The 15377-nt window shown below is 42.6% G+C and carries 14 protein-coding genes; 6 read left to right on the plus strand and 8 right to left on the minus strand.

Going from position 1 to position 15377, the window contains the following annotated elements; translation table 11 throughout:
- The first annotated feature begins 401 nt into the window (after positions 1–401).
- The 5 genes from N480_RS11615 (at position 402) to arfB (ending at position 5601) form a co-directional block, all read left to right on the plus strand.
- Entirely contained in the window at positions 402–1670 is a 1269-nt protein-coding gene (locus N480_RS11615; protein WP_063372672.1) for an efflux RND transporter periplasmic adaptor subunit, read from the plus strand.
- A 10-nt stretch (positions 1671–1680) separates the two neighbouring features.
- Positions 1681–2370: an ABC transporter ATP-binding protein gene (locus N480_RS11620; protein WP_063372673.1), complete on the plus strand. Its 690-nt coding sequence runs from the start codon at positions 1681–1683 to the stop codon at positions 2368–2370.
- An 8-nt stretch (positions 2371–2378) separates the two neighbouring features.
- Positions 2379–3707, plus strand: a complete 1329-nt coding sequence (locus tag N480_RS11625) for an ABC transporter permease (RefSeq protein WP_063372674.1) — start codon at positions 2379–2381, stop codon at positions 3705–3707.
- Positions 3708–3715: 8 nt separating this feature from the next.
- Positions 3716–4921 carry an ABC transporter permease gene (locus N480_RS11630; protein WP_063372675.1) on the plus strand — a complete coding sequence of 402 codons (1206 nt, stop codon included), beginning with the start codon at positions 3716–3718 and terminating at the stop codon, positions 4919–4921.
- A gap of 266 nt (positions 4922–5187) precedes the next feature.
- The gene (gene arfB / locus N480_RS11635; protein ID WP_063372676.1) at positions 5188–5601 is read left to right on the plus strand and encodes an alternative ribosome rescue aminoacyl-tRNA hydrolase ArfB; all 414 of its coding nucleotides are present in this window, start codon (positions 5188–5190) and stop codon (positions 5599–5601) included.
- Here the strand turns inward: arfB and N480_RS11640 are convergent.
- The 4 genes from N480_RS11640 to N480_RS11655 are packed head-to-tail and all read right to left on the minus strand — an operon-like array spanning position 5598 to position 8871.
- On the minus strand, positions 5598–6842 hold the full coding sequence (locus N480_RS11640; RefSeq protein ID WP_063372677.1) for an ATP-binding protein: 1245 nt from the start codon (positions 6840–6842) through the stop codon (positions 5598–5600). The two genes, arfB and N480_RS11640, sit on opposite strands and share 4 nt — an antisense overlap.
- Before the next feature lie 7 nt (positions 6843–6849).
- Positions 6850–7539 (minus strand): response regulator, encoded by a 690-nt coding sequence (locus tag N480_RS11645; protein ID WP_063372678.1) that lies wholly within the window; start codon positions 7537–7539, stop codon positions 6850–6852.
- Complete coding sequence (locus N480_RS11650) at positions 7539–7940, minus strand: DUF3019 domain-containing protein (RefSeq protein WP_063372679.1); 402 nt, start codon at positions 7938–7940, stop codon at positions 7539–7541. The genes N480_RS11645 and N480_RS11650 overlap by 1 nt, the downstream gene beginning before the upstream one ends.
- Entirely contained in the window at positions 7930–8871 is a 942-nt protein-coding gene (locus tag N480_RS11655) for a MipA/OmpV family protein (protein ID WP_081231840.1), read from the minus strand. Before N480_RS11655 ends, N480_RS11650 begins: the two co-directional genes overlap by 11 nt.
- A gap of 155 nt (positions 8872–9026) precedes the next feature.
- Between N480_RS11655 and N480_RS11660 the strand changes: the two genes are divergently transcribed.
- On the plus strand, positions 9027–11159 hold the full coding sequence (locus N480_RS11660; RefSeq protein ID WP_063372680.1) for a beta-propeller domain-containing protein: 2133 nt from the start codon (positions 9027–9029) through the stop codon (positions 11157–11159).
- Between the two features lie 85 nt (positions 11160–11244).
- On the opposite strand, the gene N480_RS11665 is transcribed toward N480_RS11660, so the two are convergent.
- The 4 genes from N480_RS11665 to N480_RS11680 are packed head-to-tail and all read right to left on the minus strand — an operon-like array spanning position 11245 to position 15197.
- Positions 11245–11766 carry a GNAT family N-acetyltransferase gene (locus N480_RS11665; protein ID WP_063372681.1) on the minus strand — a complete coding sequence of 174 codons (522 nt, stop codon included), beginning with the start codon at positions 11764–11766 and terminating at the stop codon, positions 11245–11247.
- Positions 11767–11802: 36 nt separating this feature from the next.
- Positions 11803–12537, minus strand: a complete 735-nt coding sequence (locus N480_RS11670) for a 5-oxoprolinase subunit PxpA (protein ID WP_063372682.1) — start codon at positions 12535–12537, stop codon at positions 11803–11805.
- A gap of 14 nt (positions 12538–12551) precedes the next feature.
- Entirely contained in the window at positions 12552–13349 is a 798-nt protein-coding gene (locus N480_RS11675) for a D-glutamate cyclase family protein (protein WP_063372683.1), read from the minus strand.
- A 54-nt stretch (positions 13350–13403) separates the two neighbouring features.
- Entirely contained in the window at positions 13404–15197 is a 1794-nt protein-coding gene (locus tag N480_RS11680) for a glycoside hydrolase family 3 protein (protein WP_155732827.1), read from the minus strand.
- Positions 15198–15377 lie beyond the last annotated feature (180 nt).

Genomic DNA, 15377 nt, shown 5'->3' on the forward strand with positions numbered 1-15377 from the left:
AACCTCTTGGGTGTGCAGTGTGCGCTCAAGAGGTTTCAGTTATATCGATGATTTTATACTACTAAGTATCACTCCCAAGCACTTGCTGCGGCACGGAAGCTGCACTTTTTATCCTAAAAAAGACATTATTATTTCTAATAACCGCACCGAATTGTTAACAAATAACTCTTAAACCTGACTTTGAAAATTGTTTACAACAGCAATGATTCTTTTAATAATGATCAAGTAAATCAATTAAAAGCCCCGTAACTGTCTATATTTTGGCTAATTTTCCAAACTTTCACCTAGATATTTCAGTGATGAAATTCTTTAACGAAATGTTTATTATTAGTGACAAACAAAGTCAGGTTGTGTATTTTATAAAATGAAAAGCTGTAACATGATTCTCAAGGAAGTAAAAAATGACCTATATTTCTGATACCAGTGCTCAAGACACGCAAATAGAGAAGAAAAGGAACTACAAACTCTATTTGGCTATTGTTGTAGGTATCATCATTTTCTTTGTGTTAGTTGTGCCGCAATTATCGATTTGGTTCAGTGGCAAAGGTGCAGTCCGTTTAGAAAATATACGTGTTGCCGAGGTGCAAAAGGGCCAATTTGTTAGAGATATTTCTGTCCAAGGGCGGGTCGTTGCCGCAAAAAGACCCACTCTTTATAGCCCAGCTCAGGGCACTGTTACATATCTTGTTACGCCTGGAGATACAGTGGAAGTTGGAGAGCAGTTAGCAACGATAGATAGCCCTGAATTAACGAGTTTATTGGCACAAGAGAAAGCGGATTTAACGCGCTTAAAAACCCAGCTCGAGCGTGAAAAAATTCAGGGAAAAAAACAAAATCTTGAACAAGAAAACTACATTGGCAAAGCACAAGTTGCACTTAATGCCGCAAAACGTGAAATGAGACGAAATGAAGAAGGCCATAAAAGTCAGGTTGTCAGTGATATCGACTTTCAGAAGGCTAAAGATGATCTTGAAAATGCGCAGAGAGAGCACCGGTTAGCGATAAAAGAGGTTGCGCTTCTTAAAGAGAGTCAAAAATTTGAAATTCAAACACGCGCATTAGAACTGGAGGCGCAACAAGTTATAGTGGACGAAATTCAAAGGCAAGTAGCGGCGCTTTCTATTACTTCACCGGTATCAGGGATTGTAGGGAATTTGGCTGTAGAGCAGAAGAACACCGTCACAAAAAATCAGCCCCTATTGAGTGTGGTTGATTTGTCCCAATATGAAGTTGAAGTCAACATACCAGAAAACTATGCGGACGATTTAGCTCTGGGTATGAGTGCGGATTTAATGCTCAATGGCAATACATATAAAGGCGAGTTAACGGCTATTTCTCCTGAAATTGTTAACGGCCAAGTTGAGGGGAAAATTAGATTTAAAAGTAAAAATATTAAAGGCTTAAGACAAAATCAACGGTTGACAAGTCGTGTAGTTCTGGAAGAAAAGAGTGACGTTTACTTTTTACCTCGAGGTCAATTTGCGGAAACTGGTGGAGGTCGTTATGTGTACGTGGTGCAAAACGATACGGCAGTGAAAAAGGCAATTAAGTTAGGTTCGAGAAGCCTTGGTCAAGTGGAAGTGATATCTGGTTTGGCAATGGGTGAAAAAGTAGTGATTTCTGATCTTAGCGTGTTTAAAGAAGCGGGTAGCGTAAGAATCGTTCAATAAAGGAGTGAGTATGTTAAGAATGCGTAAGCTGGCGAAAACTTACCGCACAGATACCGTCGAGACGCAGGCATTGTGCCCGTTTGACTTAGAAGTGCAGCAAGGAGAGTTTGTCGCCGTGGTGGGCCCGTCAGGCTCAGGTAAAACAACCTTTCTTAACATAACTGGGTTACTCGAAGCTGCTTCTGAGGGGGAGTATTGGCTTGATGGTGCCGATGTCTGTTCACTGAATGATAAGCAAAAGTCTCGGTTGAGAAATGAAAAGATTGGTTTTGTCTTTCAGAGCTTTAATCTCATTCCTGAACTGAATATATACGACAACGTTGAAATGCCCTTGCGCTATCGCAAGCTTTCTACGGCTGAACGAAAAGCACGTGTTGAGCATGCTCTGGAGCAAGTTGGTATGGGTAGTCGACATACTCATTTTCCATCTCAACTCTCAGGGGGACAACAACAAAGGGTCGCTATTGCTCGGGCATTGGCTGGTTCACCAGCTTTTTTACTGGCCGATGAGCCAACCGGTAATTTGGACTCAACAATGGCTGATGGTGTGATGACGTTACTCAAAGAGATAAATGAAGCGGGGACGACTATCATTATGGTCACCCACGATTTAGTACAAGCAACCCAAGCAAGCCGTGTAATAGAAGTTAAAGATGGCGTGATCAATGAAGTAAGTAGACAAACCCCGGCAATAGCTTAGGGGGGCTTATGATCGTCTACTATATCAAGCTGGCTTGTTTAAGTTTATGGCAAACACGTTCTTTGAGTCTCTTGGCTATTTTAGTTATCGCTGTAGGGATTTCCGCTACGATGACGACCTACACGATAAACTATATGATGACCAAGGATCCTCTCCCGTCTAAAAGCGATCGTGTTTTTCTTGTTAGGTTGAATAATTGGAGTCCCGAAGCTGCATACCGAAACAGAGTGAAGGAGCAGCCTCCAACCTATATTTCTGTGCAAGATACCGTTAACTTAATACAGCAAAATAAAGCGTTAGGGCATGTTCCTATCGCTGGTTTTAAAGACATGTTAAAGCTTCCTGAGCAAGGGGCTATTGACGCTAAAATGACTTTTGTGCGTGCAACTTCAAAAGATTTTTTTAGTACCTTTGAAGTGCCGTTCTTGTATGGATCTGGGTGGCCTCAAACCAGCGATCAGAGCGGTGAGCTGGTTGCTGTCATCTCAAAAAAAATGAACCAGACTTTATTTGCTGGTGAAAACTCGGTAGGTCGTTCTGTGATGCTCGGTGAGCATCAATTCAAAGTGGTAGGCGTGCTGGATGATTGGTTTGCGCTTCCTCGCTTTTATGGTGATTCCATGCGCGCATTTAAGCCCCCTCGAGATATTTTCGTACCGTTTCAGACACAGATAAACTTAGAGTTGTGGACCTCAAACCTTCAATCTTATGAATGCTGGAAAGAGCCTGAAAACACCACAGTAGCGGCGCTTTGGGCATCTGAGTGCATTTGGGTGTTCTTTTGGGTTGAACTCAGTAGTCGTGAACAAAAGTCAGAATACCTAGCTTTTTTGAACGCGTATGTACAAGAGCAACAAGCACTGGGACGCTTTCAAAGGCCGATTGTAAACGAGTTACAAACTGGGTCAGAGTACATGCATGAGCGCAGAGCGTACTCAAGCGACAGTAAAATTGCGGTATGGCTCGCTGGTTGCTTCTTAGTTTTGTGCCTGCTCAATGCAATGAGCATTATTATGACTAAGTTTCAAGGGAAAGCCGCTGAAGTTGCTTTGCGCCGAGCCGTCGGGGCAAGTAGTTTTGATTTGGTCCAACAATATGCACTTGAAACCAGCATTATCGGACTTTTAGGTGGCGTACTAGGGCTAGTTATGACGCATGTATGCCTGTATGTGTCTAGTCAACTTTATACTCATTTGAGCAAAGACATTATGAGTATGAGTGTTGAGCTTATGCTAGTGACCGTGATTTTGTCAGTTGTGTCGAGTTTGCTATTTGGTCTATTCCCAATAATACGGGCCATAGGTGTACAACCAGCTAAACAGCTCAAGAGTTTGTAGAGGCAAATATGAAAGATTTACTGCCAATATTAAAGTCCTTAAAGAGCAACTACGCCGCAGCATTGCTCTTTATTCTACAAGTGGCTATTACGTTTACGATTTTGGTTAACGCAATCTTTTTGGCGTTCGAAAAGCGCGCGGTCATTGCCAGAGCTTCTGGGCTAGATGAGCAAAATGTTTTTTATGTCGCGACTAATTTGCCAGTGGAAGATGCAGAAAAAGAAGTAAAGCTTGAACAAGACTTATCAAAGTTGAATGCCATACATGGCGTTGAAAGTGCCTCGGTATCTACTGGGATCCCATTAACTGGTTGGGGACGCTTAGTGGAGGTCGCCATAAACCCTGATACAAAATATGATACCTTTTCTGGTTATTATGGGGGTGACACAAAACTGATTGATAGCTTTGGTGTGTTACTCATTGCTGGTCGTACTTTTTTAAAAGAAGAAGAATCAACAACCAGAGTCGACGGCTACAAAGTAGCCTCTGAGGCGGTCGTAACCAAAGCTTTAGCTGAGTCGTTATTTGATCAAAACTGGCCGGGAATTGTGGGTAAAACTCTATATATCAACAACAAACCGCAGCGTGTTGTGGGTGTAGTAGATATTTTACAGTCAGCTTGGCCCTCATGGGTCGTCGTTGAGCATGGTGTGATTTCTGCGGTCAAAGAAACGGATGGCATTGTAAATTTTGTTATTCGCACCAGGCCTGGGAGTCAAGCTGATGTGATGGATCAAACACTTTCCTACCTGATGGAAACGTATGGTCGTAAAATTGATCAAGTAGAGACTTTTCTAGATGTCAAAAATCGTGCTTACAGTGCTGAAAATGCGGCAAGTAAAACGCTATTTGGCGTAATCTTCGGATTATTGTTGGTCACCACTTTGGGGATCTATGGTCAATCTCGTTATGGCATTGTAAAACGTTTTAAGCTAATCGGCCTCAGACGTGCTATGGGCGCGAGCAAAGGCGAAATAGTACGTTATTTTATGCTAGAAAACATGCTCCTAACCTGTTTCGGTATTGTGCTTGGCGTTATTGCGGCGGTTGTACTCAGTGTTACTTTCAGCAATGTATTTGAACTGGGCACAGTGCCGGTGAGCTACATGGTCTATGGTAGCTTGTGTACTTTGTTTTTAGGTCAAGCTGCTGTTCTATATCCGGCGTATAGAGCTGCGCAACTTCCGCCAGCGGTGGCTACTAGAATTGTATGATATTATCCCAGTTATTTTCCTAATGCGGGTATTTAAACCTTCGAGTTAGATCGCAGCACTGGTCAATGCAGAGGCGACATTGATATAATACCGCTGTCAGCTAGCATTATGTGGCGCTTTGTTGGTAAGTGGCAGTAATGGGTGTCACTAGGGCCTGCCAATTTAAAATTCTTTTCTGTAATGTTCAATATGCTGTAGCACCTTAAGTTATGGCCAGGTCTTCAATGGCTTGGTATTAAGCTTATCTGTATGAGGTTAGGAATAAGATGTTGAGACTTTCAAACAATGTTGAGTTATCTTCTTGGGAGATAGAATTAACCGCGATCAGAGCGCAAGGCGCTGGTGGCCAAAATGTAAATAAGGTGTCTTCTGCAATTCACTTACGTTTTGATATTACTCGATCTACCTTACCTGTATTCTATAAAGAGCGATTACTTGCGTTGTCAGATAGCAGAGTTAGTAAAGACGGGGTCATTATTATCAAAGCTCAAAATTTTAGAACGCAAGAGCAAAACAAAGAGGATGCGCTAGCGAGGCTAAAGCAGTTGATTTTAGACGCCGTTAAAGTAGAAAAAAAACGCAAGCAAACAAAACCAACTAAAGGGTCGCAAAAAAGGCGCTTAGATGGTAAAAACAAACGTGCACAGACCAAAGTCCTAAGGCGTTCAGTTAAGTTCTAATTTTGTAATCGTGCCATAGTGACGTTGAATGTTGCGCCGCCTAGTTCAGAATCACTTATCCAGCAATGTCCCTCATGCCAACCAAGGATCTTACTGACAATCGCGAGGCCAAGCCCAAAGCCACCCGTCTCTTTACTTCTGCTTTTATCTAGTCTTATAAACGGGCTAAACACGTTCTCGCGTTTGTCATGTGGTATGCCGGGGCCGTCATCACTTACCTGAAGGTGTATGTTGCCATCGCTAGTCGCATCGAGACGAATACGTATTTCATGCGCTCCGTATTTATCTGCATTTTGCAGTAAATTTTGTACAATACGAGAAAGGTAGTGACCATTACCAAATACATGCAGATTATTTTGAATATTGCATTGTATCTTTTTATTGGTGCTACTTTGAGCCTTACCTATAGACTCATTAAGCAGTTGACTAAAATCTATTTCACTTTTTTGCATCTCTCTTTCAGAAAACTCAAGTCTTGCATAACTGAGCATTTCGTCGATTAGCTGCTCCATTTCCAATACATCATTATTCATTGCTTTTACTTGTTTTGGGTCCTTTGCCGCGAGCATGGCGAGGGCAAACTTCAATCGTGCTAGTGGTGTTCTGAGTTCATGGGATACCGCGTTGACAAGGTGTTTTTGATTTTGCATAAGGCTGGCAGTTTGCAATGCCAGCTTTTGGATCTGTTGGGTTAATGTCGATATTGCAGAAAAACGAGAAGGCTTTGTTTCAATATCAAGCTGGCCAGTTGCCAGTTTAGTTGTGATGAGCTTGAGCTGAGTAAGATCTCGCCACAAGGGCCTTAGCCACAACACGAGTAATAACGCTAAGATAGAAAAAGAAACCAGTCGAAAGCCATACTGCGCGAAAAAAGAAGCCTGGTTGGGAGCATATGGCCCAAGTTGCACAAGGTGCTGACCGTCATCCAATAGCATACTGAGCTGATAGTGATCGTTGGCATCGAAAGAGACCACAATTTCACCTCGGTATAAAATCTCTAATTGTTCGGGGAACCAAGCAATGTCATGAATGTTGATGATATTGAATTGATCACTTTGTTCATAGCGCTCAATACCGACATCATCAAGTACTGCTTTTAAATTTAAAGCGACTTGCTTGGCATAATTAAGCTCATTAGGTGTTTGGTTTCCCCAGTTTTTCCAAATATACTCACTGCTTTGGTTGATAAATACAATGCTGACGAACACAAAAAGATAAAGGCTAGCGAGTAGTCTTAGCATGTAGCATTTAATCCCATGCAGATTTAGAGCAAAGGTAACCTTTACCCCATACAGTAACTAATCGAAATGGCTGATCTGTATTGTCTCCAAGCTTCTTGCGCAGACGAGATATACGCACATCCACACTACGATCTAGACCATCATATTCTCTGCCGACTACACACTTGTATATATGTTCTCTACTTAGGGTTTGCCCTGCATTATTTGCCAGCTCCCATAGCAGGTCGAATTCGTAACTCGTCAGTTCGACTTCATCCCCAGCTAAGTATGCCTTTCTAGCTGCCTTATCAACTTCTAACTGGCCCAATTTAATGGTGTCGGTACTCACAGTCGGTCCGCCACCTCTACGCAGTAGGGCATTTAATCTCGCTAATAAAACATATGGTTCAACGGGTTTGATCACATAATCATCGGCGCCAATCTCTAACCCCCTAACATGATCAAAATCGCTGTCTTTGGCTGTTAAGAATAGTACAGGTCCTGAATATGAGTTTCGGATTTCGCGGCAAATAGAAAAGCCATCCATGTTGGGTAGCATGATGTCGAGAATCACGATATCGGGTTGCAATGAAACGATTTTTTCAACAGCCTCTGCGCCATCATGTACCAGCGTCACTGAAAAGTTATTACTTTCAAGAAACTGCCCGGTGAGTTGCGCAAGTCTTTCGTCGTCTTCAACAAGTATTACTTTGGCCATTAGAAAAAACTCCAGTCAGATTTTAGTTTGCGTCTATATTTTCTGCTTAAAGCAGCGTTAATCTTCACTTTTTGAGCAGCGAGCGTTTCCATACGCGCATTTTTGAGTGAAAAGGTCATATCTTGCTCTAAAGAGATATTTAGCTTTGCTTTTGCTTGTTGAGTGCCTTGCCAACACTTTAATTGTTGTGTGTCTTGATAAAGGCAGACATCTTGAGCCGTTGTTGTTTGCCACTGAATGGCAATCGTCATTTCACAGATTTGTCCAATCGACTTAACCATGCAGATCATGGGTTTAACTTTTAGCGCTGCTTTACTTTCTGGAACGGCATATACATTACTTGCTTTTGTTGCCACCAAACAGGCTGAAACCATGAGCGCATACGACCACTTAAAATTCATACAAGCCTCCAATAAAGATGTTGGAGGTGTACTTTTTGTCAATTAATGGGCTGTCGGTTATTCCCGAGTCCAACCAAGTTTGTTTTGCACTAAACTTGATTTGCCAGTCGTCATTGAGACGATAATTAAAAGCAATGCTGACAAACGGATTGATAACCGCCTTGCCATTGTATAAGTGTCGTTCGGACTCTGTGTCTATTGAACTAATACCATAATAGTAGTCCACCAGTTTCTGATCTTTGTATTCGGCACCTATTTTAAATTTAAGTCTGGCTAAATTTGGCATACTCAGTGGCACGTTAAAGCTATAATCTATTCGGCCGTTGTGGCCCTTGTAGGTACCTGTAACATCATGCAGCCAAAGTATTGAGAGTTTGCCATATTCCTCAAAATACCAGTGTGCCAATATGCCCCCATCCAATGCCCAGTCACGTTTTGAAATATCATCGATGGTAATGACGTCTGGAGATTGCTTATCATTGTCCCCTCCTGTTGCATCATCCGGCTGGTCTGAATCCGTGCCCGTATCTGGGTGAGGGTTTGTAACAGGGCTTGAAGGCGTGCTTGACTCATTTGTGAAGCTATTGCTGACCAAAATATTGGATGGATGGAAACGCTCGAAGTATGCGCGCTCGGTGTTAAGTTGTGCTACGAGGCTGAGATCATATTTGGACTGTTCTACAAATGTGTAGCCTAGGCTCGTATTGTCGACAAAAAACTTGTCTCCATAATAGCTAATGTACGGCAACACAACGAGTGGGACGTTGTCGCCCCCTCTGACTGGATTTGTAATCACACCTGCCCCGAGGGCTACAGCGAAATCCCACCGTCCAACTTCAATACATTGCTCATTACTTTCCTCACAACTCGCCTTGCTGTGTGGGCTCACTAATAGCAAATAGATGGGCAGCAAAAAGAAGAAATATTTCAATCAATCGACTCCTGTAAAAGATAGGCTTAAATTTACCAGTAATTTTATCAATTGCTAGAAGTAGTTACATAAAATAACAAATAGATCGAGCTAAATAACAGAAGATTGACCTTGATGCATTAAAGTTTAATTACTTTCAGTCAAGGAGAAAAACTATGTTGTACTCTAGAAGTTCCCACCTCATTGCAAGGAGCAGTCTTTTTATTGTGGCACTGCCTGCGCTTGTAGCTTGTGGAGGAAGTAACAATAGTGAAGACAAGCCAGGAGAGGGAAATTCCAATGTGCCAAAATCGGTGCCAGAGTTAAATTGGTTGGCGGAGTCGTCATCTTCATTACGCAAATCTTCATCTAGTGAATTTAATCAACTGATTAAGAACGGTATGTATTTAAGCCAGTGGCAATCTGGAGTGGATGATACCGATAAGGTAGCCAATGCGGCCCCTGAAGCTGACAGCGGCTCTTCCAATTTCTCGACAACGAACGTGCAAGAGTCGGGTGTGGATGAAGGTGACCGCATCGAATATGACGGTACCTATTTGTACATTGCAGGTCACTCTGAACAAGATGTGGTTATACAAGATGACTTTCAACAGTTTGTGCGTGTAATGCAGCGTACCGAGGAAGGAATTGCAGAAGTTGCGAGAATAGAGGCATCCGATAGTTTATATAGTCATCAAGAGCTGTACTTGGATGACAATAGGCTTGTCTCGGTATTTAAATATCCGGTTTACTCCATGGATAGCTCGCCTGTAAATACAGACAGTGCAGTTGCTAATTCAAACGCATCAACAACGCCCATAGGGAGTGTGTACCCTAGTACCTTTGAATTGAGCGTAGCTGATGTGACGTCTCCAGAGCAAGCATCTATTATCAAGCAGTACCGAATCGAAGGCGATATTGTTGATAGCCGAGTCATTGATGGCAATCTTTATGTTATAAGCAATTACAGCGCGTACTTTGAGTTTACGCAAACAGATGCTTTAGCCGCTTATCAGGCTTTATATCAAGCTGACATTTCTCAATTACTGCCAAAAATCACGGATCTGACCACAGGATCCACATCTTCGCTTTTTGAACCGAGTAATTGCTACATCCCTGCAGACGCGACATCATTAGACAGTGCAAACCGTATTACCACGATAACAAAGATTTCATTAAGTGACCCAACACAGCTTCAATCAACCTGTATTAATACACCGAGTGATGGTATTTATGCAGCTAAAAATAGTATCTATTTATACAACAGCTTTTGGCCGAGTGAAGTAGCGAGTGTTGAAGATATAACGCAAACTGCGGTGCACAAATTTGATGTGTCAGCAGACAGTATCTCTTACAAAGCATCAGGGGCCGTACCTGGTTCGCTAAGTTTTAGCGGTGGCAATTTTATCGAACCGGCTATCATTGGTGGCGTCAGTAATGCCGTATTTAGGCTCAGTGAACATGAAAATAGGCTAAGGTTACTGACAACTCGCTTCAGTGCTACAGCTGGGCTTGTTCATCAGTTATTTATTCTAGAGCAACAAGGAGATGAATTAAGTGTACTGGCTAAATTACCCAATGAAGATAAGCCGACGCCAATTGGCAAAGTAGAGGCGAACGGACAAGTTGAAGAAAATGTGTATGCGGTACGTTATGTGGGAGACAAGGCATACATTGTGACCTTTAGAAGAATTGATCCACTCTATGTGATTGACTTAGCCAACCCATCCAGTCCGGCTATCGCTGGAGCATTAGAGATCCCTGGTTACTCGGCGTATCTTCACCCAGTATCAGAGTCATTGTTAATTGGTATTGGGCAAAATGTTGATGAGTGGTTTTGGGCTGCGCCTGAAACCGATAATGCGCCTCAGGTAGGTGCCAAAGTCAGCTTGTTTGATGTGTCTGATATGAGTGCTCCTAAGCTATTAAATGAGCATGTTTTTACGAACGGTTATTCGCCGGTAGAATTTGATCATCACGCTTTGAGTTTTCTAAAGGCGAGCGATGAGCAGTTTAGAATGACTCTGCCTGTTGAAACTTGGCGCACCGAGCAAGAAGCGGGGGGAGATATGATTTGGAGTAACAAAAATGAGCTTGCGGCGTTTGAAGTAACTATCGGAGATTCGCCTAATTTGACTTATTTAGGTAGTAGCGTTGCAACTTATGAAACCCCGTCACAAAGCGTTCCTTATGTACGAGCTTCCGACGACAGAGGCGTTATTCATGACAACACGATTTATTATGTGCATGGTAACTTCGTTTGGTCTAGTTTATGGCAAAACCCAGCCCAAAACGCGGGCCCGTTTTAACTCGTACATGTCAAACCTTTGAGTTAACTCTCTAAGGGACCAAGCGTCACCTTTTTACGCAAGGTGACGCTTTTTTGTTTTGGATTTATTCCTGATCTAAAACGAATAGTAAATCATCGTACCATCTGCCATTAATTTGGTAGTTGCTTTCAATGGTTTCTTTGAGAGTAAATCCAAGTTTTTCAAGCAATTTAGTTGAAGCGATATTACCGGCTGTCACAGTCGCATAGAGCGATTCATATTTTAACTTTTTAAATGCAAAATCTATTACGGCTTGAGTTGATTCTCGGGCAAAACCTTTCCGTTGAAAGTCGGGGTGAAGCAAAAAACCAATCTCAGCGTGTGCCTTATGTTCATGCGTTTCTCTGATGCCATGCAGTCCAACCATCTCGTTTGTATCAGCCGTCTCAATCACAAAACTAATCCAGCCATCTTGGTCATTTTTCCTAGCTGTTATACGTGATTCAAATAGCCTAAACAAAGATTGTTCATCTACTATGTCGGCAACAAATTGCATGACTTGTTCATGTTGGTTTAGTTTTTTAAAAAATAACCAATCTTGGTAGGTTAATAACCTTAACTTCAACCTCGGTGTTAAAAGTTCCATAAAGCATCCTTTTTACTACATACGACTTTAGATTCTTTAATTGGCACCTGACAATATCTCTTTGATCTGCTTTATTTGGGCGATAGCGGTTTGATTGTCTCCGTGTACACATAGTGTCTGGGCTGGAAGGGATAAAGTCTGACCACCTGCTGTTACTACGCAAGAACGATGGGCTAGGTGCTGCACTTGTTCAATTAACTTTGTTTCACTATGTACGGCATTCGGCTTATTTCTCGGTGTAAGTAAGCCCTCGTCAGTATATAATCGGTCAGCAAAAGCCTCCAGAATCAATGCGACATCATATTGTTTTGCAAGAGATTTATGATACTCAGCTTGCGCAGTGGCTAATATCATTAGTTTTAAGTTCGAAGGGTATAAGCTGATTGCTTCAATAAGGGTCGTTAAAATTTGCTCATTGCGCATCATATCGTTATAAAGCGCGCCATGTGGCTTAACATACGACAGAGTGAGCCCCGAAACTCTTGCCATGCCTTCTACGGCTGCAATTTGATAATGCATACAATGTATTAGCTCTTGACGAGACATGTTCAAAGAGCGACGGCCAAAACCTTGTAGATCTGGGTAGCTCGGATGTGCGCCTATGGTCACATTGTGTAATTTGGCCAGCTTTAATGTGTTAGCCAGTACGCTTGGATCTCCGCCGTGAAACCCGCAGGCGATGTTCGCCATATCAATATGCGGCATTACTTCGCTGTCTAGGCCCATTTCCCATGCGCCAAAACTTTCCCCTAAGTCACAATTTAAAAGCATATACCCAACTTATTTTACTGTATTAATAGGTCCATATCTGGTCGGTCAGTGACCAACATATGTTGTGGACTGTTTATAATACACAATTCTGGAGCTGCGCGGGTAATTGCAAGATGGGCGGTTAAGCTGGTGGTCCAAAACACCGGCTGTTTGTCTTCTTGAAAGAATATTGGCTCGCCGAAGTTTGGCTTGCTCAAGTTTCTAATTCCAATTTGACTTGGGTCTCCAAAATGTACAGGGATACCATGGGGCACTCTACTAATACTGCCTGCTTGAATAGCCTTAATGATTTCTTGCGTATCCATTGGTCTTAAGCACACGACTTTATCACCTGCAAATGGGCCTACAGGTAAACTGGGTATGTTACTAATATACATAGGCAGCGTATGAGCTGGGCTAGTCGTCGAATGTGTAAAACCAAAGCTATGCAAAACGTAATCAAAGGCAACGTAACTGGCGAGTGCAAAAGTCACAAAGTCTTCTCGCCATAATTGATGAATATTATTGACTTCATCAATAAGTTGCCCGTCTCGTAAAATACGATACTTGGGTACATCACTGCGGATATCGATATTACCACCAAGGGCATCTAAATGGTGGTCACCCGCCGTAACGCTGGTTGCTAACAGTGGGCAACAGTCATGATTTTGTAAGCAATATTTTTGAAAGTCAAAGGCATATACTTTGGGTAAAATGACAATATTACACTGGGTGAACCCAGGCACAAACCCGTTGGTAGGGCCCGAGTAGTCACCTGCTCTTATCATTTCTCGAATCGCATTAGGTGCCGTTAAGGACGCCTTTGGATCCATAATTCCCCCACGTAAGATACATGTCATTATTAGCGCGGGCAGAGTAAAAGCGAATTACTTTTTCAAACTTTTCATATCAATACTTACGGGCAAGCGTCCAAGTGCTTCAGCGTTTCCTAAAATCACATTAGCGAGTGCCGTGTAAGCAGGTCCGCGCACATCATTTTCATCAGTTACATCCACATTATAGGCATAGCTTGCTAAAACTGCCTGATTGTATTGTGCATATTTCGAAATTTCATAGGGGGCTCGCAAACTAATAAATATGCTCGCTTTTTTACGTGAATGTGCATATTGCATCAGTTTTAGTAAAGCTTTGGGTTGCGCCTGTTTTGAAAGCTCATAGCTCTTCAATTCTGCGACATCATCCATGCCACCAATTTCAGCTGCGCTCTGCTGAGGTGATGCGTGTGCGCTTATCACAATATCAGCATCTGCAATAAATTGTTCTGCCCGCTCAGGCTTATAGGCTTGTAAACTTGTGATGGTAACTTTAATTGACTCTGATGTTGCTTGTTGCAGGGCTTGCTTCAATGCTGTGGCTTTTTGCCTGTCAGGCATAATAAGGTGAATGTGTTGGCCTGCTTTAGGCTTAACGGGTAGTAAATCGTCATTCTTCACATTGGTAATTGCAGCCAAAGCAAGCTCCGCTTCTAATTGACGATGCTGGGGGTTACCTAAGGTTGCTTTTGCGATAGCAGTGGTCGGGCTGGACTGAAATTGCGCGATGCGAGCTTTTAAGCGCATAATTCGGTGGTATGAAGAGGCAACTTCCTGTTGTTGTAGCTTTCCTTCAGAGACGGCCGTTACAATCGAGTCAAAAAAGCGCTCAAACTTCTCAATATCTGAAGGTGTGCGCACTGCTATTGGCATCAACGCGATATCGACGCCTGCTTTAAATGTTTCAACGACCGCATCAATAGGTGTGAAGAAATCACTGATCCCTGCCATATCTAGTGCATCGGTAATCGTGACACCTTGATACCCCATCTCTTCACGGAGCAAATCGTGCATGATGGCTTTTGACATGGTGGCCGGGCGAATCATTTGCTCGCCTTTACTATTGACTATAGTGCTGCTGTCCAAAGCTGGGTACTGAATATGTGCCGTCATGATCATGCCCGGTTGCTGGGCCTGAATTATGTGTGCAAATGGCAGCAAGTCGCGCTGTTTAATATGAGAAAGAGTATGCTCTACTTTTGGCAATCCGGTATGGCTGTCAACTTGTGTATCACCATGGCCTGGAAAGTGTTTTAAAGCTGAAATTACACCTCTGTCTTCAAACGCTTTCACTTGGGCAGCCCCTAGTTTGGCTACCAGTTTAGGATCCTCGCCAAATGACCGGACATTGATCACCGGGTTTAACGGGTTGGCGTTCACATCTACGGTAGGCGCAAAGTTTACGTTAATTCCTAGGCTAGACAACTCTTTAGCTATGACCTTAGCAACCTCTGTTGCATATTTCTCGCCGTGTTTAGGGTAGGTAGCACCGATGCTCATGTTTCCGGTGAACGACGTTGCTTCAGATCTATTGATACGTGCGACTCGGCCACCTTCTTGGTCGATTGATATAAATATCGGAGTTTGGCTGGCTTTATTTAAATCTTTGCTTAAATTAACAATTTGTTCGGTATCTTGCACATTTTCAGCAAACAATATGACTCCACCTATTTGGTATGTTTGTAACAACTTTTGAAGAGATGGAGGCAACTGTGTCATTGGTTTGCGGCATTTACTGGCATCGCCCGTTTCGCAAAAGTAACGGAAATCCAGCATAAGCTTTTGGCCAATCATTTCACGCAAACTTGGCTGTGCATCATTTGCACTTAAAAGAGGGCTGACTGTCATAATCGAGATGAAACCTAATTTTTTGAAAAATTTTAAAATACGCACGAACTTTTGTGTTTAGAGTTTTTGTTTACTTTATCATGCTATTCAACGAGGTGAAGGAGAAAGCGTTAATTAGCACAAGGTTTGTGAATAGCACCTGTACTAGTTTTTTAGCACAGCACAGGCGCAATGTAGCTG

Origin of the sequence: Pseudoalteromonas luteoviolacea S2607, from assembly GCF_001625575.1 — a bacterium.
Taxonomy (GTDB): Bacteria; Pseudomonadota; Gammaproteobacteria; order Enterobacterales; family Alteromonadaceae; genus Pseudoalteromonas; species Pseudoalteromonas luteoviolacea_E.